This window comes from Chryseobacterium sp. RLHN22 (assembly GCF_051011795.1).
Taxonomy (GTDB): Bacteria; Bacteroidota; Bacteroidia; order Flavobacteriales; family Weeksellaceae; genus Chryseobacterium; species Chryseobacterium zhengzhouense.
In genome coordinates, this window is record NZ_JBPCHW010000001.1 from 64,295 (window position 1) to 90,655 (window position 26,361).

Genomic DNA, 26,361 nt, shown 5'->3' on the forward strand with positions numbered 1-26,361 from the left:
GGATTGAAGTGGAAATCCTTTTTGTGAGGAACGAGCAAAAAGATTGGAACGGAAAGCCCGACCCGATAGGGGAACGCCCAAATAAATTTTTCATTTTATTGCGAATTTAGTGATGTCCATTTGTTTCATTAGGGCGATGTAAACATCTACGACACTTCCATCTCCTGCTTGTCGGTACATTTGTGTATCGCTTACAACTTGCTTGAAATCGTCACGAAATCCCATAAGTCTTAAACACTCTTTTGGTGTAAGTTTACGAATTCTGCCTTTGTTGTGTGTTACATAATTGTCCACACCCGCACGGTGCATTTTGTGCATTGATTGCAAAAGTGGTCTTGCAATCTCCAAGTCTGTTTTTATAGTTGTCTTAAAATTTTTAGTTCCAGGATTAAGCACATAATCTCGAACTTTATCGGACAAATAATATTTTTCTTCAACTTCGTTTACGTCAAAAATAAATTCATCAAAATCGCTTTCGGCTTGATGTTCAAACACAAAATCTCCGTGCCAATTAAATTGTTGGTTTGCCTTTTGGCAAAGTGCAATATCTCCATTTATCTGCGTATAGCGTTTTGTTCTGTTTTTTGAACTCGTTACGAATTTGATGCCTTTCTCTTTGAGATAATACTTTGTGTCTGTATAATCTTCCAAAAAATCCTGCATTTTGTGTTCTAATTCTACAGGTTCAGGAAAAGTGAAATCTGTAGTTTTATCTTTGAAACCAATTACAAAAATTCGTTCCCGATGTTGAGGCATTCCGTAATTTTTGGCATTCAAAACTTGATAGAAATATTTATAACCAAGTTCGTCAAATGTTGCTTTAATAGTTTCAAATGTGTTTCCGTTATCGTGGTTTACTAATCCTTTTACGTTTTCAAAAATGAAAACATTAGGTTGGCTTTCTTTTACAACTCTTGCAAATTCGTAAAATAGAGTTCCTCTTGTGTCGTCAAAACCTCTGCGTTTTCCAACCATAGAGAACGATTGGCAAGGGCTTCCTCCAACAAGCAAATCTAATTTTCCTTTGTATTTTTTTCCTTTGATGTCGTGAACATCTTTATACCAATTGCTTTCAGCAATTTCGTAATTGGCAAAATAACTCTGCTTAACGAAATCGTCAATATCACAAGCGAATTGAATTTCAGAATTTAGGTTTAATCTTTTTAGAGCGTATTCAATTGCTCCAATTCCTGAAAACATAGTTCCAATTCTAATTGTCGCATTTGGATTTAAAAATTCCTTTTCAGTCCAATTTGGTTCAAACTGAATTGATGTTTGTTGTGTGATGTAGTGGGTTAGTTGTTCATTGACAATATTCAAAACTTCACGATATTCAGGATAAGTTTTGAGTTCGTCAAATATTCGTGTCGAATAGTGGTAGTTTAGTAAAGTCGTTTTGTCGGCTTGTAAAACTTGGCAAAGATTGTCAAACTGTTCAATGTTAAGTTGCCGTTCGTCTTTTTCGATTTTTCCAAGTGTTGATGGGTCAAGGTCAATATGTGAAGCAACCTTGCGTAGAGGATAGCCCAACTCAATCCTTTTTTGTTTTATATATTCCCCAAAAGTTGTTTCCATATTTTTGTTTTATTTCGTTCGGACAATTTTTGCCCAAAAATATGGAATTTGTTTTTGTCTTACAAGTTTTGGTTGGATTTTATTGTCGGACGGTAGTTCTTAAAATTGCCTGTAACTTTTGGATTGACGCACTGCGCCAATCCATACTATAATTACGCTAAAATAAATAATTATCTATTTCAAAACAATTAAATCAACATTAAAAGAAAAATCTTCATTTCAATTATAATTGTATTGAACTTTTTGCTTCCAATTTCTCAATCAAATTACCCTTTACCACCGTAAAAGTATAATCTTTCGCTTCTGCAAAAGAAATCTCATATTTTCTCTCTATATTTCTCAAATCCTCAGGAAATTGAGATAAAAGATGATTGTAATAATCATCCAGGAAATCTTTTGATGGCATTTTGTAATTAATCTTTAACTGAAAACGTCTTAGAAGGGCAGTGTCAATAATTTCTGCGTGATTGGTTGCACAAAGAAGAAGTGCATTTTCAGGATAATAATCAATCAGCTGAATCAAAGTGTTGACCAATCTTCTCATTTCGCCGACATCTTTATCATCGCTTCCACGGGCTTTCCCAATTTGGTCGAGTTCATCCAGAAAAAGAACTGATCTTTCTCTTGCAGCCTTATCAAAAATCATTTTGATGTTCTGAGAAGTTTCTCCGATTCTTGAAGAAACAATATTGCTCAGGTTAAGAATGATAATATTTTTGCCTAATGCATTTGCAATGGCTTTTGCTGTCATGGTTTTTCCGCAACCCGAACTTCCCTGTAAAAGAATTTTGTTGTTGACAGGAAGACCGTATTCCTGCAGTTCTTTGATGTAAGTATGCTCTTTAATAAGCTGTACAAATTGCTGTTTGTTTTGTGGCTCAAGATAAACTTCATCAAGCGTGACAGCTTCTTTATCCTGAATGATAAGATTGTACAGATTCATAGTTGCAGAACATTAAATTTGCTTGCAAAGATAATTTATTTCAAGAATTTTTTTCCTTAAAATATATTAAGCTGAAAGAGTAAGCGTTTGAAAATCTCTTGAGAATTAAAAGATCTGAGAATCTTATGTTTTGGGCTCTTTTACTCCGGTTGAGTAAAAGAGCAGCAGTTAAGAACTGCAAACATAAAAAAAATAATAAAATTTGTTAAATAGAAGAATGTTTTTAATTAAAAACTAATTTCCTTCTCTTTTTACTGTTGCTAAATATGAAGTAATTAAAACAGCACATGTTGCAATACCGATATAAGCGATCATAATTATTGAATTTTTAATTAATTTAAATTTTGTTGCGAATATTATAATGCAAATTTACGGCAATTTTTATAATCTGCAAACTCTCTTATATGATGTTTGTCACTGTTTGGTGTTGGTTTAAAGGTGTTTTAAGAATTGTTTAGATTGTTGTTTCTTAGTTGTTAAGGGAATGTGTATTTGTTATTTGATTATTAAATTAATAAAAAAATGTAAAAATGGTAATTGTTCTGTGTTTGATGTTGTGGATATGTTAATTTGAAAATTATCAAAATAGTATGTTTTGCATTTAGAATTTTGTAATTCTTAAAATAAATTTAATATTGAATTAAAATAAATTTTAAGGGTAAATTTTTAAAGTAAAATCTGATCATTTTCACAGTAAAAACTCGCTCGTTTTCCTTTGCCTGTATCTTTTCGAATAATTTTTTCTCCGCATTTCGGGCAAACTTCACGATGATATACCTGAAAATGTTTTTTCAGTTCGTTGGTGCGTTTCCATTTCAGGAAATCGAAACTATAATCTTTTGTATGCTCAATGATTTTATCGAGTTGCTTTGTTGATAGATTCTTAATTTTGCTTTCAGGATGAATTTCTGCTCTGAATAAGGCTTCGTTTTTAATAATATTCCCAACTCCTGAAAAGATATCCTGATCCATTAAAGCATCACAAATCATCATTTCCGGATTTTGGCGCATTTTATTTTTTGCGTTTTCCGTATTCCATTTTTTGCTCATAATATCTGCTTCCCAGTCAATTTTCTTTAGCTCTTTATTATTGATGATTTTTACTGAACAGGTGTAAAAATAAACTTCTTCATTTTTGAATTGCAAGCCTAAGCGAAGGGTGTGACTGAGATTTTTCTTTTCAAAGAGACTGTAGGAACCATACATCAGCAGATGAATTCTGAAGCTGAATTTTTCAAAGACAAGAAAAGTAAGCTTTCCAAAAGTTCTGACTTCTTTTAGGGTTTCGCCGACAACTATATTTTTATCGGAAATAATGCTCCCTTTTGCATTGGTAACTGTTTTGCCTTCAAGTTTCAGCAAATCTTCTTTCATTAATAATATAGTAGGACCTTCAGGCATGATATGTATTTTCAAGAAAAATTCAAATATTATTCCTTTAAAAATAAAATTTGATTTAATTTTGAAAAATGATGAATTTGAACCAGATTTACACCAGTCATAGAACCGGTAATAATCCAAATACAAGAGCTTCAAGAACCGACTTTCAGAGAGATTTTGACCGGATTATTTTTTCGTCGGCCTTCCGTAGACTTCAAAATAAAACTCAGGTTTTTCCGCTTCCGGGAAGTGTTTTTGTTCATAACCGATTGACGCATTCTCTTGAAGTTTCTTCTGTAGGAAGAAGTTTGGGAAGTGTGATCGGAGAATTTATTGCCAACAATCACAAAAGTGAACTAACAGAAGATTCTAAGAATTTCTACAACCATAATTTAGGAAACGTAATTGCAGCAGCTTGTTTGTGTCATGATGTCGGAAATCCCGCTTTCGGGCATTCCGGAGAAGATGCGATTGCAAGTTATTTTGAAAGAAATGAAAGTGGTTTAAAATCAAAATTTTCAGAAAAAGAATGGTCCGATCTGGTTAATTTTGAAGGAAATGCCAATGCTATCCGTGTTCTTACTCATCAACAGCAAGGGAAAGATTTTGGCGGAACTCAGCTTACTTTTACCACTTTGGCGAGTATTGCAAAATACCCTTGCGAAGCGATTGCTAAGAAAAAGGGAATTATTCACAGAAAGAAATTCGGTTTTTTCCAGAATGAAAAAGAAACTTTCCTTGAAATTGCAAAAGGTGTCAGTCTGATTAAAGAAAATGACGAACCTTATATTTTCAAAAGACATCCTTTCGTTTGGCTCGTTGAGGCCGCTGATGATATATGCTACAATATTATCGACATGGAAGATGCGCATCGTTTGGGAATTGTTTCTACAGCAGACTGTAAAAACCTTTTCTTTGAATTGGTAAAATCGGAAACCGATGATATTGAAAGAATTGATTCAAAACTAAGCTCCATCGGAAATGAAAATGAGCAGATTTCTTATCTGAGAGCAAAAGTGATTAATGCTTTAATCAATAAATCGGTTGAGCTTTTTAAATCTAATTTTATTACTATTCTTGAAGGAAACTTAGATAAAGCGCTTTTGGATATTTATAAATCTGAAAACAAAACCTTACAGGATATTGAAAGTTTTTCCATTGAGAAAATCTACAATCACAGAGCTGTGGTGGAAATTGAAAATGCCGGTTACAATGTGATGTATGAATTGCTTGATCATTTTATTCCTTCCATTTTAAAAGCCAAAAACGAGAGAAAGTCTTATGATACAAAAGCTTTAAAACTTATTCCGAAACAGTTTGTTTATGAAGAGGGTAGTGATTACCAGAAAACCTTGGGAGTGATTGATTTTGTTTCCGGGATGACCGATAATTATGCAACAGACCTTTACCGAAAAATTAAAGGAATCGACATTGGAATGACGATGTAATTTATTCAGTTTCATTTGACACATTTGTAACTTTTTTGTATCTTATCGACATATCCAATTAAAAATAAAACATTATGGTGTATTTAGGTATTTTGGTCTTTTTCGGACTTATAACATTATTTGCTTCGTTCTTCATCGTAAAGCAGGAGACAGCAGCAATTGTTGAACGTTTAGGGAAATTTAATTCTGTGCGTCATGCAGGATTACAGCTTAAAATTCCTTTTATTGATCAGATCCCAAGAAGAATGAATCTTAGAATTCAGCAGCTTGATGTGATGATTGATACCAAGACTTTGGACAATGTTTTTATTAAAATGAAAATTTCCGTACAATATCAGGTAATCAGAACTCAGGTTGGAGATGCATATTACAGACTTGAAAATCCTGAAGCCCAGATTACTTCATTCGTTTTTGATGTAGTAAGAGCGGAAGTTCCGAAAATGAAGCTGGATGATGTTTTCGTCCGAAAAGATGATATTGCTGTAGCGGTGAAAGGAGAGTTACAGGAAGCAATGAACAGTTATGGTTACGATATCATCAAAGCTTTGGTAACCGATATCGATCCGGACGAACAGGTAAAACATGCCATGAACAGAATCAACGCTGCTGAACGTGAAAAAACAGCTGCTGAATATGAATCTGAGGCACAGCGAATCAGAATTGTGGCCGTTGCAAAAGCTGAAGCAGAATCTAAAAAACTGCAGGGGCAGGGTATTGCAGATCAAAGAAGAGAGATTGCAAAAGGTCTTCAGGAATCTGTCGGAATGCTGAACTCAGTCAATATCAAACCACAGGAAGCCTCTGCATTAATTGTTGTAACGCAACATTACGATACTTTGCAGTCGATTGGTGCTAATAACAGAAGTAATTTAGTGCTATTGCCAAATTCTCCGACTGCTGCAAGTTCGATGCTGAATGATTTGGTGGTTTCTATGGCGGCAACGCAGAAGATTGACGATGCTATTGGTTAGTAAAAGGAATCTTTAATAATATTTAAAATACCTCTCAGATTTTTGAGAGGTATTTTTTATTTTTTCACTTTAGAAATCTCCTTTACCAAAATATATCTTATGGAAGAACCATCCATTGGCGGATTTTCAATTTTTTCGGTTCGTACTTTTAAAGTGTATTCAAAACCGGGTTCGTAAGTGAAACCTTCGATATTGCTGTAGAAATTTTCCCAATTGCCGGATTCTTTTTCTTTTACCTGAAGACATTTCATCGGAGCAACTCCAGTGCAGTCGGCCGTTTCCGGTCCTACGATAAATATTTTTTCATCAGTTCCTGTTGTGTTGGCTGTTGTACAGTACGTCAAGGTAAACAATGCCATTGCAGGAAGAGTTGTTTTCAGAATGGTTGTAATACTTTTCATAAACTTATTTTTTAGCCTAATTGACAATTACCGTGCCGAATTTTTTCTATGCATTTTCTCTCGTTTATGAGTTTTCAATAATCTAATTTGAATATTTCTGATCCTTTAACCCGAAATGGTAATGATGCAGAATTAATCAATACTACATGAACATGAAGTAAAGAAATTAAAATGTACTGCTAAAGGCTTTCTTATAATTTGGATGATTATTGTATTTTCGTTTTTCAAATAAAAAGATCAATGACGAATAGAAGTGGGGCAGGGATATTGTTTTTTACAGCGGTTTTTCTGTGTAATGCACAAAAAATAAAAAAAGAAGATGTGATCGGGTTCTGGAAGCTGAAAGAAGCTGGGTTTTACGAAAATGGTAAAAAGGCAGTCAAAGATTTTGATGATTGCCGCCTGATGAGAAATTATTCTATAAGGGAGGATGGGTTTGCAATTTATAACCGTATACAAGGAAGTTCCGGAAATTGTACGCCTAGTGAACCAAGACTTTCTTTCTGGAAAATAAATGAGGACAGAATTGTGTTTTACGTAGAAGATCAGATTCTCGAAGAATCTGTTATTACTTTAAATAAGGATAAAACAATTACATTATCATCCTACATTCCTATACGTATTAAAGTTGATGGAGACAAGTTGGCAGAAAAAGTAATGAATACTGTTCATTATGATATTCTTGAAAAGCAATATTGATGATAGCATTAAATTTCTAAGATAAAGTTACCTATTTGGAGATATAACATCGGTTTTTGTGGTTTGGTGCAAACATGCAAAGGTATTGACCATTATGCCGTTAAAATTAATTTTATGTTTCAAAAAATAACAAAATCCCCTCACAAAATTTGATGACAATTACAATTTCTGTGATTCTTCAGGTTTGTTTTCATTGCCTGTGAATTTCTGCTTTCCAATCAATAGTTCAAAAAACAGCCGGAAATCTGAAATCAAAGACCACAATGGATACCTGAACGTAGCCGGCTTATTTTTTTCAATAATAGCATGACTCAACCAAGCAAAACCATATCCAAAGATGGGAACATACCATAAAAAACGTTCTTTACCTGAATAAATCACGTATCCAATGACAAAAAACACTAAAAAAGTTCCGATAAAATGGAAAATCCGTGTTCCTGTTTTGCTGTGCTCAGTGAGATAATATTGATAAAACTCGGCGAAGGTTTTTATTCTTTCAGACATGGCGTTTATAGTTTTGAGGTCCTAAAAGAATATTAGCAATAATTCCGCCAAATACTTAAAGAATGAAGAGGATGAAAGGTTGAAAATCAATATGTTGATTTAAGCATTCTTGCCTAATGCTTTTTAAAGCTTTCATTTTGTTAGGGTTATTTTGAATATTATAAACCTGAATGATGATTATCCTAAAAAATTATCAGTAATTTAAAGTTCCAATCATAAAAGTTTTGGAGGCATTTAAAGCTTGTGAATTTTTAGTCAGTTCTTTTACAACACCCTTGTTGTTAATATAGCTGGAATGAATAAAATAGGTGTCTTTGTTTTCACGAGTAATGAAACCTGTATGAAAATCTAAACCGACAAGATACACCTGATTTTTATCTTTACTTAAAATATAGTTATCTAAATCCTGTCTTTTGCTAAAATATTTGAAGTCTTTGCAAAGCTTTTTTATCATAATAGATGAAGCTTGTTGTGCCAAATAAGTTCGGTTGATATCAAAACCAAAATCGGTTAATGTATTGGTTACAAAATAACCGCAGGCAATTGTTCCTTTTTGTGGCTCTCTCGAGGTCCCATTAAATGACCATGGAGTAGAAGTCCAGTAATCTGGAATATCATAATTGATATATTTAAAAAGATAATTCTTTTTCTCGTCTCTCGACTTTCTATTAATTGAAGTTAGAAATTCTTTATAGGGAATTTTCTTCGCTTCTGATTTTTCTGTCGATAAATTTTCTTCAGATTCAATTTTAGATTTGTTGCATCCGATAACAATTAAAAATAATAAACCTAAGAGATATTTCATTACTTAATTAAGCGTTTCTAAGCTTGCTGTTTTTATATCCGTAACAGAAATAAATAATTAAGCCTACAGCAAACCATAAACCGAAATAATACCAGTTTTCGTGGCTCATTCCTGTAAGAAGATATAGACATGAGCTTAAACCGATTAATGGGATCAGTGAAAAGTTTTTAATGAAAGTAATTAGACAAAGAGCAAGATTTATTAAGATAAAAAAGAAAATAGAAGCTCTGAATTCACCTTCTTTTGGATCTTTCCAGTCCATCAGATTATTAAAGAAAGATGGTTGGTAAAAATAAAATCCAATCAGTCCGCCAATAAAGATGATAGGAAAAATTATTTTCCCGTTAATATAAGGAAGATGAAAACGTCCTTTAAGTTTTTCTTTAGGAGGAAGCATCAAAACTCCTGCGCAAACCAATACAAAGGCGAAAATAGTTCCGATACTTGTAAAATCTAAAATGAATGTTTTATCTGTGAAAATAATAGGAACTCCCACTACAATACCGGTAACAATTGTTGCAAATGAAGGAGTTTTATATTTAGGGTGCACATCCTGAAATTTTTTAGGCATCAATCCGTCACGGCTCATGGCGTACCAGATTCTCGGCTGTCCCATCTGGAAAACCAATAAAACAGTAGTAATTGCTACAATTGCCACGAAAGAAACCGTAAGCTCCATCCATGCAACATTAGCATTAGACTTTTCAAATATAAAGGATAGTGGATCTCCGATATTGTCAAATTTTCTGTAATCTACCATTCCGGTTAAGACTAAAGTCAGAGCAATATAAATTACCGTACAAAGAACTAAAGAAATGATCATCCCTTTTGGCAAAGTTTTCTGCGGATCTTTTGTTTCTTCAGAAAGTACGCTCAATGCATCAAAACCAATATAAGCAAAGAAAACTCCTGAAACGGCACTCATTACTCCGGCAAAACCATTCGGCATAAAAGATGGCATTCCTGTTTCCAAGCTTACGGGAGTCCAGTTTTCAGTATTTAAATAGGCACATCCAACCAAAATAACCAAGATAATTACGGCTAATTTTAAAATAACCAAAGAGTTGTTGAAATTTTTACTCTCTTTCACACCACGGTAGCAAAGCCATGTAATTAATCCATTGATAACTAACGCGGGAATATCAACAATAAATTTTAAACTTCCTAATAATGGTGCATTTACCCATGCATTAATGAGCTCTTTGTTTTCAGAGCCTTTTTCAAATGCTTTTTTAGCTTCAGTATAACTACAGGTTAAGTAATCAGGAATATGCATTCCAAGGCGCTCAAGAAAACTTGTAAAATAATCCGACCATGAGAAAGCAACATAAATATTTCCGAAAGAATATTCCATAATTAAAGCCCAGCCAATTACCCAAGCTATTAATTCACCAAAACTTGCATAAGCATACGTATAAGCAGAACCGGCTTTCGGAATTCGGCTTGCAAATTCAGCATAGCATAACGCTGTAAATCCGCAGGCAAAACCACAAATCAGGTACAGAAGAATAACACCGGGACCGCCTCTGAAAACAGCTTCACCCAAACTACTGAAGCTTCCGGCTCCAATGATGGCTGCAATACCGAAAAATACGATGTCCCAGACTCCAAGAACTCTCAATAAATTGGTAGATGTGTCTGATTCTGAGTATTGTTTTCTTCTGAAAAGTTGATTCATTGAAAGATTATTTATTTTGAAAAAAACAAATGTAATTATTTCTGATAAATAATTAAGATTTTCTTAATATTTCTTCATGAAAAGTTAATTAATATTAAAAAATAATCCACATACTAACATTATGTAAAAATGCTTGTTTATACAATATCTTTTTGATATTTTCGTTCATAATTTGTGGATAAAATCTTATCTGAAATTTAAAATAAATGGTCTCATTTTTGAAGCCTTTCCCATTTTAAAATTTGATATTAATGAAATCAAAAAAAATACTTTTAGCGGCTGCTGTTTTTTATTTCGGAGTCTCCGAAGCGCAACAGTCTCAATACTTTACCCAAAAGGAAAACTACAGGTTTAATCTTGCTCAGAATCTTTATCAGACTAAAATATACAACGCTTCCCAATACGAATATGCTCGACAGTATTTCTACAATCAGAATCTGGTGCAGTCGAAAAAAGAAGCGGCGCAGTTTTTTGATAACGTAATCGGAGTTATTCTTCAGAAAAATCATGCGGAAGAGGGTTTGACGGCTTTCATGAAAGAATATCCGAACTCGGCGTATTTTGCTCAGGCAAATTTACCTTTGGCAGATTATTATTTGGCTAAAAAGGATTTTAAGGAAGCATTAAAAACTTTAAAGAAAGTAAATCAATATCAATTAACCAAAGAAGAAAATACACAATATATTCTGAAATTGGGATATGCTAAATTTATGATGGGCGATTCTAAAGGTGCGATTGATGCGCTTGAAGAAGCTTATAAAACTGCCGATGAATCTCAGAAAGGCGATATTGCCTATATGTTGGGACACCTGCATTATTCAAAAAGAGAAAATGATCAGGCTTTTCAATATTTTGATTCAGTAAAAGATCAGCCTAAATTTTCAAAACTGGTGCGTCCGTATTATGTGCAGATGTATTATAATGATAAAGATTACGACAAGGCGATTTCGGAAGGAACAGCTTTATTAAATGAAGATATTTCAGATTCTTATAAAGCGGAAGTTCACAAAATCATCGGGGAATCTTATTTCATGAAGAATGATTACAACTCTGCTTATCCGCATCTGAAAGATTATTTGGCGGTACAGCTGAATCCTTCAGAAAATGATTTGTATGAAATGGGATTTGTTGCCGCACAGCTGAAAAAGTATGATGAAGCAGTTTCTTACTACAACCAATTACTGAACAGCAATTCAGCATTGGCACAAAATGCTTATTATCAGTTGGGAAATGCTTATTTGGCGGTTGATAAAAAACAGGAAGCTCTTTCTGCATTCCGTTCGTCTTATCAGATGGATTATGATAAGAGTGTGAAAAAACTGGCTCACGAACAGTACGCAAAATTAAGTTACGACATCGGAAATCCTTTTGAAAACCCTACAAACGTTATTCAGGATTATATTACCATCAACACCAATGATCCGAAAACTTCGGAAATGAGATCGCTTTTGGTGAAATCTTATCTGTATTCCGGCAACTTTAAAGAAACGCTGAATGCGATTGATAAATTACCAAATTCAACTCCTGAAACTGACAAGGTAGATCAGGAAGTTTCTTATTTGCTGGGAACGGAAGAGTTCAATAAAGGTAATTTTGATGAAGCTGAAAAGTATTTCCTGAGAAGTTTAGAATTTGATTTAAATAAAGAATTCCACAGCAGAGCGTTGTATTGGTTAGGGCAGGTTTATTACCAGAAAGGAAATTATCCTTCTGCAATTGTTCGTTATGAAAAATTGTTGAACGAAACTTTCCCTGAAAGACAACAGCTTCCTTACGATTTGGGGTATGCTTATTTTAAGTCTAAAAAGTTTGATCAGGCTGAACAGTATTTTACACAGTATTTAAAAAATCCAAAACCTGAGTTTAAAAATGATGCTGAACTTCGTTTAGCAGATATTAATTATGCCAATAACGATTTGGATCAGGCGATTGCGATTTACGATAAAAACAATGAAGATGCTACAGATTATACTTTATACCAAAAAGCTTTGGCTTTAGGATTTAAAGACGACAATGCAGCAAAAATCACCAACTTAAAATCACTGATTTCAAAATATCCTGCGTCAGAATATATCGATGATGCACAGTATGAAATTGGTGTAGCTTATGCAGCTCAAAATGATTACAATAACTCAAATGATTTCTTCGGAAAAGTTGTTAAATCTTCCTCTGATAAAGATTTGGTAGCAAACGCATCGATTTACAGAGCGCAGAATTATATCGACCAAAATCAAAATGATAAAGCATTATCTGAGCTGAAATCTTTAGGCGAACAATATAAAAATACGGCGTATGCACAGAAAATTGTTCAGGCTGCAAAACCTATCTTCACAAAAAGCGGTGATGTTTCAGGATATGAAAGTTTCGCAAGAAATATCGGTGTAAATGTTGATGCATCAGAAATTGACGAAATCAATTTATCAACCGGAAAACAGTATTTCACGAAGAAAGATTACAAAAATGCAATTTCTTATTACGAGAAATATTTAACTCAAAATCCAACGGGAGAAGGTCTTTATCAGGCTAAATATGAGTTGGGAGAAAGTTATTATCAGACGAATAATCCTACAAAAGCATTGCTGGTTCTTCAAGAAGTTGCCAATGTTCAGAATGATTATCAGGATGATGCTGCAACGAGAGTTTCTCAAATTTATATTGCACAAGGGAATTCGGCTGAGGCTAAAAAATATTTAGAGAACATTAAAAATTCATCGAATATCAACGTTAAAAATTACGCCAATGTTGAATTGATGAAAATGTATGCGGAAGAAAAGAATTTCTCAGAAGCTGAAAAATTAGCCAATGCCGTAATTGCCAACAATAAAAACTCTGCAGCAGTCATTGAAACCGCAAAAGTAATCAAGGCGAGAAGTCTGATGAATTCAGGAAAGGATAAAGATGCTCAAACAGCGTATACTGCTCTTGAAAAATCATCCAATACTGAAGTTGCTGCTGAAGCATTGTATGCAAAAGCATTCTACCAGAATAAAGGAAAAGCATTTAAGTCATCCAACGAAACCATCTTTAAAATTGCCAATAACTACGCATCAGAAGATTATTGGGGTGCAAAAGCTTTGGTATTGATGGCGAAAAATTATGTTGGTTTAAAAGATAATTATCAGGCGAGTTATACCTGTGACCAGATTATCGCAAACTATGCCGATTTCCCTGAAATTGTAGCGGAAGCAAAGGAGGTTAAAAAGACTATTAAAAAGTAAAATCAGAAAGAATGAAACTTAAAGTTTTAATATATTTTTTTTCATTATCCGGTTTGCTTTGTAGCTGTATTCCTTCATATAATGTAGCCAAGGAATATAGAAATGTGAAAGCAGATTTTTCAAAACAAAACGTTTTTGTTGCGAATAAGGATTTGAAAAAAGAGTATGAAATTTTAAAACATTCAGATATTTATAATATTGTTGATGATAGTACAAATACTGCTATATTAAAGCTTTATCCCATTCATTCATATAGTCCGCCATGTGGAAATCCGATGATTGGAAGTATGTTGACTGTAGGACTTCTTCCGTCTTATTTTCCATATACTGAAACGTACAGTTATGATATTACCGAAAACAATACAACTAAAAATTATCAATACAAATTAGAAGTTTATCAAAGCCTTTGGCTGTTTAATATATTCAGGCTTGGTAAAACTTATACAAAGCAAACTGGGAAGGTTTTATTGGGCAATTATATAGCTTCAAATAAATAAGTTCTCATCTATTTTTCAAATAAAGAAAATATGAACAAGAAAATTCAAATATTATCTATATTATTCTTAGGAGTTTCGTCTGTAGCGTTTTCTCAGATTAAAGAAGAAAAGCTGATTCTTAATAAAAAAAGAGAGCCGGAAGTAAAGAAAATTGAGAAGAAAAAAACTTCTGTCGTGATTGAGAAAAATTACCCACCGGAAGAGAAATCTGCAAATCCTGTGAAATATACGATTACGGATGTTCCTGCAGTTTCAGATTTTAAAACTTCAACGATTCAGGGAGAAGATGTGGCTCCGAAATTTGATGGAACAGCACAGAATAATTATTTCCAGCTGGGAATGGGAAATTATGGGAAAATTTTAGCAGATGCTAATATTTCGACAACCCTAAAAAATAAACTTGAAGTTGGAGCAGATGTTCACGTTTTATCAACCAACGGACTTAAAAAAGTGTATCCTTGGGATTCTAAACAGAGCTCGGCAACATTGGGCGCTTTCTTAAATTCTTACGGTGAAAAGGGGAAAATCAATGTGAACGCTGAATATGGTTTAAACAACTATAATTACTACGGAATTTATGCTTTGGCGCCTTCTGCGGATGTTGATTTGAAGCAGAAAGTCAATCAGTTTAAGGTAAATGGTTACTACGACTTTTATTCAAATGAAATTCTGAATGATGTACGAGTGAAATCTTCATTTTTATCGGATCATTTTGATGCAAAAGAAAATCAGGCTTCCATTTTGGCAAATCTTTCAAAACATGCTGTAGAACTTGGAAAAAGCGGAATCGTTATGAATACTGATTTAGGTTTAGGCTTGGAAACTGTAAAAACAGATTTTGCTTTATTAAATAAAAACTCAGCAACGTTTTTCAATGGAGGAATTACTCCGAAACTGACTTTCGCTAAAGGAGAATCTTATTTGATGTTAGGCTCAGGAATCAATTTTCTGAATGCAAGAAATTCCAACTTAATTTTAGAGGAAGAATTAAAAAATAACAAGACCTACTGGTTTCCACAGGCTGAATTTCAGGTGGCGGCTTCAAAAGAATTTAAATTCTACGGTGGAGTTGACGGTGGTTTAAAACTAAATACTTACGCTGAACTGTTACAGGAAAATCCGTTTTTGGTATCTGATCAAATGTTGAGACCTACGGAAACGCAGTATCATGTATATGCAGGTTTAAGAGGAGATATCGATGAAACTTTTAAATATGATGTTTCTGCAGGTTGGGGAAAAATGAAAAACATAATGTTTTTCGGAGCGAATAATCTTTTCTCGAATGAGTTTACTTTAGACAGACCGGGTTACGATTTTGCGAATACTTTTTCGGCAGTATATGATGACGGAAATGTAAGCGATATCAAAGGGAGTTTACAGTATTTTCCTTTAGAAAACCTTATTTTGGATGCTGACGTAAGGTTTTTAAAGTATGATTTAAAAAACTACGATAATATCTACAACGTTCCTTTATTGACCGGAAGCATCGGTGCAAAATATACCATGTTTGAGAAAAAACTGTCTTTAGGCTTCAAAGGAATTTTTGCAAGCGACAGGACGACCAATTCGTATATGCTTGAAGGAGTGGGGAATCCGTCGTTGTTTTTTCAGTCTACAGAAGATACCGATGATAAAGTTGGTGGATATGCTGATTTAAACTTATCCGCAGAGTATAAAATTCACAAAAATTTCAGTATTTTCGCACTCGGAAACAATCTTCTAAGCTCAAAATACCAAACGTACAAAGGCTACAAAGTTCTGGGTGCACAGGTTGTGGGAGGTGTGAAGATTACATTCTAAATATTGGTAAATGATAAGCGATGAATGATTGTTATATCAATTATTAATAATCGGCTGCATAGTTTAATGGATAGAACTTCGGATTTCGGCTCCGACAGTGAGGGTTCGAATCCTTCTGCGGCCACAATGCTAAAATGGCTCTAATTTAATCTAAATTGAGCCATTTTTCTACATAACAAGCTGTAGTAATATTTTATATTTTAGATAAAGTAAAAATTTGTTAGTATAAGAGCTTAAATAATTAAATAAAAAAAGTGAATCAATCGATTCACTTTTACTTTCTCTATATTTTTGATTACCCCTCAATAAACTCCAAAAGATCCTTATTAATAGTTTCGTGCTCCGTAGTCGGCATTCCGTGAGGGAAACCTGGGTAAGTAATTAACTTTCCGTTCTTTAATAATTTAATTGATTTTAATGCAGCATTTTCGATAGGAACAATCTGGTCATCTTCACCGTGCATTACCAAAACAGGAATATCCACCGCTTTCAAATCTTCCGTGAAATCTGTTTCAGAAAACGCTTTGATTCCATCATAATGAGCAACAATTCCACCCATCATTCCCTGTCTCCACCAGTTTCTTTGTACACCTTCTTTTACATTAGCGCCTTCTCTGTTGTATCCGTAGAAAGGGAAAGTCAAATCAATATAAAATTGGTTTCTGTTGTTCAAAGTTTGCTCTCTGATATTGTCAAAAACTTCCATTGGAACTCCGTCCGGATTACTTTCGCTTTTTACCATTATCGGCGGAACTGCACTGATTAAAACCGCTTTTTTAGCTCTACCATTAGCATATTTGTTTACATAGCGGATCACTTCACCGCCTCCTGTAGAATGTCCGATATGAACAACATCTTTCAAATCTAAAAACTCAACCAATTCTGCAGCATCAGAAGCATATTGCTCAATCGTGTGGTTATAAATATTCTGACTTGATCTTCCGTGACCTCTTCTGTCGTGAGAAATCACTCTGTAACCTCTCTGTAAAAAGAAAATCACCTGTGCATCCCAATCATCAGACGATAAAGGCCATCCGTGGTGAAACATCAATACCGGTCCTTCTCCTTGATCTTTATAAAAAATTTCAGTTCCGTCTTTTAATTTTAGTGTACTCATTTTGTTTAAATTTTTAATGTTGTGATTAATTTATTTGATAATATTTGTTGTCTTATTTCTTTAGCAAATGTATGATGGATAAAGTTGATAGAAATTAATCTAGTTTAATTTCGCACATTTTGTTGAATATTTTTTATTGGGGCAGCTGTTTCCGCCTTCCGCTCCCAATCTTTTCACTCCGCTGCGCTGCGTAAAAAGGATTTCCGCTCAAGTCGGGCTGCGTGAGATTCGCTGTTAAAAAAACTTAATTGTACTTTTATAAAGTTTAGTGTGAACTTACACTAACTTAAGTGTAAAAAACTTTGTGCCTTTTGTAGTTTACCCAACCGCATTCTCCCGTATCAGCTGAAACAAATCCATCGCACTGCCATTGAATTTTTTATCATTCACGAAAAAAGAAGGCGTTCCGTTCACACCGCTCATGATTCCGCTTTCAAAATCCGAATCTACTTTATCTTCCAGTTCAGCCTTCTGAATATCTGTTTTAAACTGAGAAACATTTAATCCTATTTTTTCTGCAAGCTCAAATAAGAACAATTCATTCAGAGATCCCTGATTTTCGTAGATCGCATCGTGCATTTCCCAAAATTTCCCCTGAAGATTGGCCGCTTCAGCTGCAATGGCGGCAGGTCTTGCGTATTGATGCATTTCCGACAAAGGAAAATTCCTGAAAACAAATTTTACCTGACTTCCGAATTCTTTCATTAATTCTTTCAAAACAGGATAAGCGGCTCCGCAATACGGACACTGATAATCGCCGTATTCTACAATTACAAGGTCGGCATTGTCGTTACCTTGGGCGTGGTCAGTTGTGCTGACTGATGGTTTTAGTGACATAATTATTTTGTGTTAAGATTTTCCAAAGCTTCTAATATTCCGTCTGCGCCGGGATTGATGGCGGTAGGAGACAGGTAGCTCCATTCGATGATGCCATCTTTGTTAATGACGAATAATGCGCGTTTGCATTCTCCTTCCTCATCATCGTAAACGCCGTATTTTTTTGCTGTTTCTCCTTTTGCTTCAAAGTCGGCCAACAATGGGAAATGTAGGTTTCTGGATTGTGAAAAAGCAAGATGACACCATTTGCTGTCCACAGAGATTCCAAAGAGTTCTGCGTCATATTTATGGAAGAACTTCAAAGTTTCGTTGTATAAAGCCATCTGGTCGCTGCAAACCGGACTCCAGTCTGCGGGATAAAAAGCGAGGATGACATTTCTACCTTTAAATTCTGATAAAGTGACTTTCTGGTCTGGTGTTGCAAACAATGTAAAATCGGGAGCAGCAGTACCTTTTTGTAACATAATATTTAGTTTTTGGGTGTTATTGAATTGAAAATTAATCCTCTACAAGTTAGCAATAAAACTGCAGGTAAAAGCAAAATCCAGTTTTTCAATATACTTAGTAAGAAGGGAGCCGTCACAGCGCCTGACAAAAAGCCCATCCACAAAAGCAAGAGATAGATTGCATTTTCCTTAGCCTCGTTCTTCTCATTTTCATCATTACTCATCGTGAATATTGCCATATTTTTAGCAAGGCTGTTTAATGTTCCGGTTACAAAATCTGTATTCACTTTCAGGGTTCCGATAGACGTTACAATCGTATTCATCATTCCCATTGCAAAACCGATGATGGTAATCGAAGGAATCACAGGGATTTGACGGTAATAATTAATAAAAGTATAAAGCATCAAAATTCCCGAAACAATATAAAAAGTAATCGTTTTAAGGCTGCATTTCTTCCATAATGAAAAACAGGTCCCGGCAAAAATTCCAATTAAGAAACTACCAATTACTGTAACTGATGTGATAATGACTTCATATTTTCCACTGGAAAAAGCCGCTCCCAATTGCGTGGTGTTTCCACTCATAAAGGAAACATAGGTTTTCCATTTGATCAATCCCGTTGCGTCGATATATCCTGCGATGAAGGCTAAAAAGATGGCCAATTTCTCCTGTACTTTAATTTCGTCGGATGACAGAAGAGATTTTTCCGCAATCAAAACCGTTATTTTTCAGGTTGAATGAATACTTTTTTCGAAGGAAATTTCTCAATTTCGCCTTCCTTCAAACCAAAATTCGTTACGACAACATCTTTCGGATTTCCGGCCAACCATTCGCTCAGATCAATGGATTCATAGGTTCCACTGTTGAAGCCAATCAATACTTTACAAACCGTATCGCCTGTATTTTTGATGTAATGTCCGGCTCCCATCGGAACATAACCGACATCTCCCGCACTAAACTGTTCGGTAACAATCGTACCTTCCGCTAAGAAAACCGACATCTCGGCCTGTCCGGAAATAAAATACTGCCATTCATCAGCGTTCGGATGCCAGTGCATTTCTCTTAAAGCGCCGGGTTGAAGTTCCAGAATAGAACCAGCCATTGTTTTGCTGATAGGAAATTCTTTACTCGTTACCAATCTCTGCAAACCACCTCCGGGAATGATTCTCGGCTGCTGGGAATGCAATGGATAACGGTGAAGATTGGTTAATTCAATATCAGATTCTTCAGGTCTTGCTGTGGCATTGAAAGATAATTCATCCGGAACAATTCCTGCTGCGAAATAGACTTCTTTTTGTGGTAACGCTGCCACTTCTTCAAGAGTTAAACCTAAGTTCTGGGCGGCAATTTCAGGCGGTACACTGGATATAAAATCTGTAATGCTGAATGTGTGATCTTCAGAAAAATTACCGTTATCAAAGATCAGAATGAAATGACACTCTTCCGTTCCTGTCGCCTGGATCGAGTGCCCGTACCCTTTTGGGAAATACCATACATCTCCCGGTTCAAAATTATCGGTATAGCTTTTTCCGTCCGGATGAATAATAGTGGTACGAACGGTTCCTGAAATCACATACGCCCATTCTGCGGCATTGGCGTGCCAGTGCAATTCTCTCATACTTCCGGGCTGCAGTCTCATAGAAACTCCGGCAATACCAATTGATGCAGGAAAATCTTTTACGGAAGCACCTCTTGTAGTTCCTCGGTCATTAGTACGTGGGTTTTGTTTTTCTAACTCGTATTTGAAGCTTAAAGTTGAAGTATTCATCATATTATTTTTTAGTGATTATTAATAAGTGTCTGTCTTTAATTTCTATTGTAAAACTACTCCTGAATCTGTGATTTTTAAGCTTTCATTCGGTGAACGGGCAAAATGAGTCGTTGAGTTTTATGATATAAAAGATGATGATTTTTTTTTCAGCTCCGTAGGAGCATTCTGTTAATAGATTGAAATTTGGTCGGGAGGAGTTCCGTAGGAACGACCTTATAATTACTGGTTCACAGGTCGCTTTTACAGAGCTTTAATGTATCTTTATATGTTTATCTATTAATAGTTAATCCCGATGGGATTTTTAATCTGAACAATTTATTTTAGATTAAAGTAAAATGTATTTTATTTCAAACAAGCTACAGGAAACAAAACACAAAGTCTTTTGGTTACAAACAGATTGTTTTTAAACAAAAAAATCACCGGATGAACCCAATGATTTTAATTACTATATAAAATGTTGATTTTAAAAAGGCTGATTGTATTTGCCTGTCAAAGCTTTGTTTTCGATACTTTTTGCAAAGTTGGGCGTTTCTTCGTGGTTGTGAGCATCAGAGGCGGCTTGTCTTGAAGCTGCGGCATCTGCAAGATTAATATTGTGCTCTTTCAAATATTCGAACATTTCCGGAGTTGCTGTTGCGTGGATTTCATTGGTGTACAAAGTCGTGTTGTCATCAATTTTTGTGGCTTTCAGCTCCCATAAAACCTGGACTTTCGTTCTTCCGTTTTTGGTAATGGAATCGGAGATTGATAACATTCTGCAATAATCCGGGCGATACAGTGTGGCTACATAATGCTGAACCATCAAAGCGTCTCCGATTGTTTCAACATTTAGCGAAACCGGTTCGCCGTCAAAAGTAGTAGAAATAGCGGCTCCGATGTGCTGGGTTGAGCATCTTTGATATTCGGCGTCGGGCAAGTTTAATAACCAATCTGCGATGTTAACTTTTTCGAATGGTGCATTGATAATAGCGGTTACACTTGAGTGAGACAGTGCGTTTTCTGGTGTTTGTAGAATTTCCATAATGTTTTTGGTTTTAATTTTAATTGTTTGTATTAATTGATGATGTAAAGCTACAGTCAACTTAATGGAAAATCAGTTGATGTTCGATGAACAGCCAGAAACTGTCGTTGGATGCGTGCTTATATTTATTAACGAATAGAGAGAAATAATAACTTTAATATATATCACTTTTGTCATTCCGTAGGAATCTCAACAAAGTATTTAAAATAATAATTTAGATTCCAGCGGAATGACAAAAGCGAAAAGCCTTTATTATAATCAAAAAAATCACTGCATTTTACAGTGATTCTTATGTGATTAATATTATTTAAAAAGCCATTTCCTAATCAGTTTCGTATAATTCGGCATTACAGCAAAAACCATTAGAAAAACAATACAGCCTGAAACTAAAAGTCCGTCTGAATAATGATTTGCAGGGATTTTTAAAAATCTTAAAAAGGGGAGAAGTACCAATGGAACCAACAATGACAAAGGATAAATGGCTGACCAGGTTACCAGGAACTGTTTCCATCGTACGGGAACTTTTGTTTCATTTTCAGTTTCAAAAAGAAAATCGAGCCCGGATTTTATTTTGTAATTATCATTTTTTCGGAAAAGTGGATTGGCTTTTTCAATCAGTTTTTTTCTGTCGTCAGATTCCATCCATTTTTTGAGATTTTCAATAGTGTCAAACCGAATGATTACCGTGTAAATAAACGTAAGATGGGGAATCGGGCGCACAATCTGATGGTCAATAAAACCTTCTGAATGCTTTGTGAGCGGAACAATATGCTCCAGCCATTTTTCGTATTCTGTCTCTTTGCCGTCTAAAACGTGATGGGTAATTACGACCGATGCGCCTTGAGTTTCCATACTCTTAATTTTAAATGAATGATATTTAAAAAGCTCTTTTATACTGCCACGGAATCTCAACTTTCAATTCCAATTCTTTCGCGGAATGTAAGGCAAAATAAGGGTCACGCAAATGTTCTCTGGCGATGAAAATCAAATCTGCCTCATCATTCACGATAATATCATTTGCCTGAACAGCTTCGGTAATCATCCCGACCGCACCTGTTGCAATCCCGGTCTGTTGTCTGATAGTTGATGAAAACGGAACCTGATAATTAGGAAAAACACGGTCTTTGCTGACGTTGGCAAATCCACCGCCTGAAGCCGTGATAAGATCGACACCGTTTTCCCTGAGAATTTTTGCGAGAATAATGCTGTCATCCAAAGTCCACGCATCCGGTGTTTCCAGATAATCGACCGCCGAGATTCTCACCAAAAGAGGCATTCCGTCAGGAATTGATCTTCGTACTTCGCCAACAGTTTCTACCAGAAAACGGATTCTGTTTTGCAGACTTCCGCCATATTCGTCATTTCTTTTATTAATGACTGTGGAATAGAACTGGTGGAAAAGATAACCGTGACCGGCGTGCAGTTCTATGGTGTCAAAACCTGCCTCCACAGCTCTGTGTGAAGCTTCTACAAATTTTACTTTCAACTCCTGAATTTCATCAACCGTCAATTCCTCAGGAATCACACCGTTCATTTCTGTAGGCGAAGAGGATTTTACAGTCCAGCCACCTTCTTCTTTAGTAAGTGGTTTCATTTTTTCGTTGGGATGTTTCAGGCTTCCTTTTCCACCGGAATGCCAGAGTTGCATTCCTATTTTTGCATCCTGCTCGTGTACAAAATCGACAATGTTTTTCCACGCATCTTTCTGCTCGTCATTCCAGATTCCGACGTCGCTCAGAGTAGCTAAACCTTCTGGAGATACAGCGGTGCATTCGGTCATTATCAAACCTGCTCCGCCAACGGCTCTTCCACCGAGATGGACAAGATGCCAATTTCCCGGTATGCCGTTTTTTGCACTGTATTGTTGCATTGGTGATACCACGATTCTGTTTTTCAGGGTCAGCTGGCGCAGGGTTAAAGGTGAGAATAAGTTCATTATATTTTATATTTACAGTGATTGTAAAAATAATTTGCTTTCATCAAGTGATTTCAGCAAAATATCTTCTGTTTCTTCCAAAGTCTGTTTCGATATTGGATTTTCTTCGTTGGTTAATTCCAAAATGTTGAGTTTTTCCTCTAATAATGGTAGTAATCCCATTATGGCAACACTTGATTTCAAATCGTGTGCTCTTAATTTTACGACCGTAAAATCGGCTTTTTCATAACCCGATTCCATTTCCTGAAGATGCCCCGGAATTTTGTCTAAAAACTGCAGAGTGACCGTTCTTTCAAAATCTTTGTCACCATTGCTGATGGATTTCATATAAGTAAGATCAATATATTGATAAACAGTACTGTTTTCGTTAGCTTTTGCTTGATTATTTTTACCTTCTTTCAATCCGAAACCTGAAATCAATTTAAATAATTCATCTTCATTAACGGGTTTGGAAATATATTCGTTCATTCCGCGGCTCATACATCTTTCGCGTTCTCCCGCCAATGCGTGTGCCGTCATTGCGATAATCGGGATATCAAGTTTTAGTTCTTCACGGATTTTTTGTGTTGCAGCATAACCGTCCATTTGTGGCATCTGAATATCCATTAAAATCAAGTCGCAATCGTTATTTCTGAGATATTCCACCGCTTCCAGACCATTGTTTGCAATATCATAATCAATGTTCCATTGCGATAGAAGATGTTTCATCAGGCTTTGATTGATCGCGTTATCATCTACAATTAAAACTTTTAAAGGTACATTGGATTTATCTTTGAAATAATTGATGTTAACAGAAGGCGCCCCATTAATCTGTTCTTTCGCAATGGCATAAGGAATGAAAAAATGAAAAGTCGTGCCTTTTCCCTGTTCACTTATTACCTCAATATTGCCATTTTGCAATTGAATCAGACTTTTTACTATCGATAAACCAAGCCCAGTTCCACCGTAATTTCTTGTTGTAGAATCTTCTCCTTGATTAAATCTTTCAAAAACTTCGCTGAGCTTTTCTTTATCGATTCCAATTCCGGTATCCGAGACTTTAAAACCGACAATGACTTCATTTTCTGTCAGTTGTTTATTGTAAATTTCAATAGTAATGCTACCTTGATGGGTAAATTTGATGGCATTTCCGATGAGATTGACTAAAATCTGAGTTAATCTTGTTGCATCACCATTCAAAGTGTCGGGAATAGATGGATCTATCTTACTGGAAATCGTCAATCCTTTTTCTTTGGCGCGCTCCACAAAAAACGTTTCGACAGAATTCACCAATCCATTGATACTGAATATTCCTTTGGTAATGCGCATCATTCCGGCTTCGATTTTTGATAAATCCAGAATATCATTGATAATCGCCATCAGATTTTCTCCTGAACGTTGAATGGATGAAACGAACTCTTTTGAAGTCTCATCCAATGGTCTTTTCTGTAAAAGGTTGGTAAAGCCCAAGATTCCGCTCAGAGGTGTTCGGATTTCGTGACTCATATTAGCAAGAAAATTTTCTTTGGTTTCCGCGGCAACGGTTGCTTTTTTCTTAGCTACGTCCAATTCCTGAATTAATAATCGTTGACGTTTGAACTGGCGGAGAATATGATAGCCAACGATGGATCCGCTTAAAATCAAAAGAATCAGCAAGGAAATATCATACAATCTGGCTTTCTGTCCCATTTCCTCGTTTTTTTTGCTGAGGTCTACCATATGAAGTTTACGGCTTTCATAGATCTTTGCCGTGATAGAAGTAATCTCATTTGATATTTTTCTGGCTCTTGGGTTGGCAATGGAAGTCTGATCGTCCATATTTCCGAGGGTATGATAACGAAGCAATAATTTGTCCTTCGTTGTTTTCTTGTCCATCGCGAGGACGCTCAACCGGTGAATTAATCTTTCTTCTTCCGCATCAGCATTATCTTTGGAAAGAGAATCCAGAAAGTTTTCTATCTGGCTGATCTTTTGGTCGATGCCTTCAAGGTGGGTGGTATCATTGGTGGCAATGGAAGCTCTGATTCGGCTTTCAACACCCAGAATGTCACGGTCGATTTCACGCAGATGATTGCTGGAACGCAATTCGTTGAGAAGCTTATTGTTATTACGGATTAGCTCCTTTGTATTTTGAGCTGAATTAATCTGAACGGCTATCAATAGGAGAGAACCCGCAATAAATGTGAGGATGATAAAATAGCTGAAGCGCTTGTTGTTCATTATTGAGGATATCTTTTTCATAAATGTTTTTCTTTGTTTTTAACCCAAAGTCCGCAAAGATTTTTTTACTCTTATTGAAAATATTTTTTAAGCTCGCAAAGACGTTTGACTTCGTCGAATCTTCGATTTCACTCAGCAAAGATTTCAAGATTAAGTTTGTCATTCCGTAGGAATCTAAGCGATGATTTAAAAATGAATCTCTAAAAAATAAGTATAGATTGACTTCGTCGAACCACTTCGTTAGGTTTCCTACGGAATGACAAACTCCTGTTTTTATATTGAGGTTTCTTTTGCGTTGAATCTCTTGCAGCCCGACTTGAGCGGAAATCCTTTTTTGCTTGTTCTTTAGTTCTATTTAAACTGAAATGTTCTGCAAAAAAGATTGAGAGCGGAAGGCGGATTAAGCTGCCCAAATCCTAAAAAACATTCATTCTCGAGTTGAGCGCTTTTCTGTACGCATCTGCAACGGGAATGAATTTTCCGTTAATCATAATTCCGCCATCCTGAAGGGTGTCTATCTTGCCGACGGAAACGATGTAAGACCGATGAACCCTGATGAAATGATCTTTCGGTAGACGTTCTTCCGCCGTTTTCATCTTGCCGTGGATGGCAAACATTTTTTCTCTTGTATAGAACTTAACGTAGTCGCCCATTGCTTCTGCATACAAAATATCATCCAGTTTCAGGCGTCTTGTAATATTGGAATCCCGTACGAAAATAAACTCGTCTTTTGTGATTTCTACATTTTCCTTTCGGCTTTCAAGAATAGCCTGTGCTTTGCTTACTGCCTGTAAAAATCTTGCCGGCATCACAGGTTTTAACAGATAATCTGCGATATTCAATTCGAAAGCTTCGAGTGCATATTCTTTATTAGATGTAGTGAAAATGATGATCGTTTCTTTTCCGGAGAGATTCTTGGTGAGTTCTATCCCTGTCATTTCAGGCATTTCGATGTCTAAGAAAATGAGATCAACAGGATGGGTCTGCAGATAATTGTAAGCTTCAATCGCGTTGGAAAATTCATTGACAATTGTAAGACTCGGAATTTGTTTTGCCAAATGTGATAATGTTGTTCTTGCAATGTCGTTGTCATCGACGATTAAAGCTTTCATAGG

Annotated in this window: 23 protein-coding genes and 1 tRNA gene; 7 read left to right on the forward strand and 17 right to left on the reverse strand. The window is 35.5% G+C overall.

The features are described 5' to 3' along the window. Positions 1–90 precede the first annotated feature (90 nt). The 3 genes from dcm to ACR1PN_RS00355 form a co-directional block, all read right to left on the reverse strand. The gene (gene dcm / locus ACR1PN_RS00345) at positions 91–1,575 is read right to left on the reverse strand and encodes a DNA (cytosine-5-)-methyltransferase (RefSeq protein WP_433978375.1); all 1,485 of its coding nucleotides are present in this window, start codon (positions 1,573–1,575) and stop codon (positions 91–93) included. A gap of 223 nt (positions 1,576–1,798) precedes the next feature. Continuing rightward, positions 1,799–2,518, reverse strand: coding sequence for an AAA family ATPase (locus ACR1PN_RS00350; protein WP_433978376.1), 720 nt, complete (start codon positions 2,516–2,518; stop codon positions 1,799–1,801). A gap of 666 nt (positions 2,519–3,184) precedes the next feature. Further along, positions 3,185–3,919, reverse strand: coding sequence for a DNA-formamidopyrimidine glycosylase family protein (locus ACR1PN_RS00355; RefSeq protein ID WP_433978377.1), 735 nt, complete (start codon positions 3,917–3,919; stop codon positions 3,185–3,187). Positions 3,920–3,990: 71 nt separating this feature from the next. Here ACR1PN_RS00355 and dgt point away from each other — a divergent pair, with 71 nt between their 5' ends. Both dgt and ACR1PN_RS00365 read left to right on the forward strand, forming a co-directional pair. Beyond that, positions 3,991–5,346: a dGTP triphosphohydrolase gene (gene dgt, locus ACR1PN_RS00360; RefSeq protein WP_433978703.1), complete on the forward strand. Its 1,356-nt coding sequence runs from the start codon at positions 3,991–3,993 to the stop codon at positions 5,344–5,346. 74 nt (positions 5,347–5,420) lie between these two features. Continuing rightward, complete coding sequence (locus ACR1PN_RS00365) at positions 5,421–6,317, forward strand: SPFH domain-containing protein (protein ID WP_378173619.1); 897 nt, start codon at positions 5,421–5,423, stop codon at positions 6,315–6,317. Positions 6,318–6,373: 56 nt separating this feature from the next. Here the strand turns inward: ACR1PN_RS00365 and ACR1PN_RS00370 are convergent, their stop codons facing one another. Continuing rightward, the gene (locus ACR1PN_RS00370) at positions 6,374–6,718 is read right to left on the reverse strand and encodes a DUF4377 domain-containing protein (protein ID WP_433978378.1); all 345 of its coding nucleotides are present in this window, start codon (positions 6,716–6,718) and stop codon (positions 6,374–6,376) included. 240 nt (positions 6,719–6,958) lie between these two features. Here ACR1PN_RS00370 and ACR1PN_RS00375 point away from each other — a divergent pair, with 240 nt between their 5' ends. Beyond that, entirely contained in the window at positions 6,959–7,417 is a 459-nt protein-coding gene (locus tag ACR1PN_RS00375) for a lipocalin family protein (protein WP_433978379.1), read from the forward strand. Positions 7,418–7,576: 159 nt separating this feature from the next. On the opposite strand, the gene ACR1PN_RS00380 is transcribed toward ACR1PN_RS00375, so the two are convergent. From ACR1PN_RS00380 to ACR1PN_RS00390, 3 genes are all read right to left on the reverse strand, one after another. Next, positions 7,577–7,921, reverse strand: coding sequence for an Mpo1-like protein (locus ACR1PN_RS00380; protein ID WP_433978380.1), 345 nt, complete (start codon positions 7,919–7,921; stop codon positions 7,577–7,579). Positions 7,922–8,114: 193 nt separating this feature from the next. Continuing rightward, positions 8,115–8,726: a hypothetical protein gene (locus tag ACR1PN_RS00385; RefSeq protein ID WP_433978381.1), complete on the reverse strand. Its 612-nt coding sequence runs from the start codon at positions 8,724–8,726 to the stop codon at positions 8,115–8,117. Positions 8,727–8,733: 7 nt separating this feature from the next. After that, positions 8,734–10,404: an APC family permease gene (locus ACR1PN_RS00390; protein WP_433978382.1), complete on the reverse strand. Its 1,671-nt coding sequence runs from the start codon at positions 10,402–10,404 to the stop codon at positions 8,734–8,736. A gap of 251 nt (positions 10,405–10,655) precedes the next feature. On the opposite strand from ACR1PN_RS00390, the gene ACR1PN_RS00395 reads away from it, so the two are divergent. The 4 genes from ACR1PN_RS00395 (at position 10,656) to ACR1PN_RS00410 (ending at position 16,043) form a co-directional block, all read left to right on the forward strand. Further along, a complete protein-coding gene (locus tag ACR1PN_RS00395) occupies positions 10,656–13,622 on the forward strand; it encodes a tetratricopeptide repeat protein (protein WP_433978383.1) in 2,967 nt (988 codons plus the stop codon). A gap of 11 nt (positions 13,623–13,633) precedes the next feature. After that, entirely contained in the window at positions 13,634–14,119 is a 486-nt protein-coding gene (locus ACR1PN_RS00400; protein ID WP_378173597.1) for a hypothetical protein, read from the forward strand. A 30-nt stretch (positions 14,120–14,149) separates the two neighbouring features. Beyond that, a complete protein-coding gene (locus ACR1PN_RS00405; protein WP_433978384.1) occupies positions 14,150–15,919 on the forward strand; it encodes a TonB-dependent receptor in 1,770 nt (589 codons plus the stop codon). A 52-nt stretch (positions 15,920–15,971) separates the two neighbouring features. Further along, positions 15,972–16,043: transfer RNA gene (locus tag ACR1PN_RS00410), tRNA-Arg, on the forward strand. A 171-nt stretch (positions 16,044–16,214) separates the two neighbouring features. On the opposite strand, the gene ACR1PN_RS00415 is transcribed toward ACR1PN_RS00410, so the two are convergent. The 10 genes from ACR1PN_RS00415 to ACR1PN_RS00460 all read right to left on the reverse strand — a co-directional run bounded on the left by ACR1PN_RS00415 (position 16,215) and on the right by ACR1PN_RS00460 (position 26,358). Continuing rightward, positions 16,215–17,036 (reverse strand): alpha/beta fold hydrolase, encoded by an 822-nt coding sequence (locus ACR1PN_RS00415; RefSeq protein ID WP_433978385.1) that lies wholly within the window; start codon positions 17,034–17,036, stop codon positions 16,215–16,217. 318 nt (positions 17,037–17,354) lie between these two features. Then, the gene (locus ACR1PN_RS00420; RefSeq protein ID WP_433978386.1) at positions 17,355–17,873 is read right to left on the reverse strand and encodes a DsbA family protein; all 519 of its coding nucleotides are present in this window, start codon (positions 17,871–17,873) and stop codon (positions 17,355–17,357) included. A 2-nt stretch (positions 17,874–17,875) separates the two neighbouring features. Beyond that, entirely contained in the window at positions 17,876–18,337 is a 462-nt protein-coding gene (locus ACR1PN_RS00425) for a redoxin domain-containing protein (protein ID WP_433978387.1), read from the reverse strand. Between the two features lie 5 nt (positions 18,338–18,342). Beyond that, positions 18,343–19,035 carry a YoaK family protein gene (locus ACR1PN_RS00430; RefSeq protein ID WP_433978388.1) on the reverse strand — a complete coding sequence of 231 codons (693 nt, stop codon included), beginning with the start codon at positions 19,033–19,035 and terminating at the stop codon, positions 18,343–18,345. 5 nt (positions 19,036–19,040) lie between these two features. After that, entirely contained in the window at positions 19,041–20,090 is a 1,050-nt protein-coding gene (locus ACR1PN_RS00435) for a cupin domain-containing protein (RefSeq protein ID WP_433978389.1), read from the reverse strand. Between the two features lie 463 nt (positions 20,091–20,553). Continuing rightward, positions 20,554–21,111, reverse strand: coding sequence for a hypothetical protein (locus tag ACR1PN_RS00440; RefSeq protein WP_433978390.1), 558 nt, complete (start codon positions 21,109–21,111; stop codon positions 20,554–20,556). A 303-nt stretch (positions 21,112–21,414) separates the two neighbouring features. Then, positions 21,415–21,963: an antibiotic biosynthesis monooxygenase gene (locus ACR1PN_RS00445; RefSeq protein ID WP_433978391.1), complete on the reverse strand. Its 549-nt coding sequence runs from the start codon at positions 21,961–21,963 to the stop codon at positions 21,415–21,417. Positions 21,964–21,988: 25 nt separating this feature from the next. Then, positions 21,989–23,047, reverse strand: a complete 1,059-nt coding sequence (locus tag ACR1PN_RS00450; RefSeq protein ID WP_433978392.1) for an NADH:flavin oxidoreductase/NADH oxidase — start codon at positions 23,045–23,047, stop codon at positions 21,989–21,991. Positions 23,048–23,059: 12 nt separating this feature from the next. Continuing rightward, positions 23,060–25,267: an ATP-binding protein gene (locus ACR1PN_RS00455; protein ID WP_433978393.1), complete on the reverse strand. Its 2,208-nt coding sequence runs from the start codon at positions 25,265–25,267 to the stop codon at positions 23,060–23,062. Between the two features lie 395 nt (positions 25,268–25,662). Further along, positions 25,663–26,358 (reverse strand): LytR/AlgR family response regulator transcription factor, encoded by a 696-nt coding sequence (locus ACR1PN_RS00460; RefSeq protein WP_433978394.1) that lies wholly within the window; start codon positions 26,356–26,358, stop codon positions 25,663–25,665. Between the last annotated feature and the right edge of the window lie 3 nt (positions 26,359–26,361).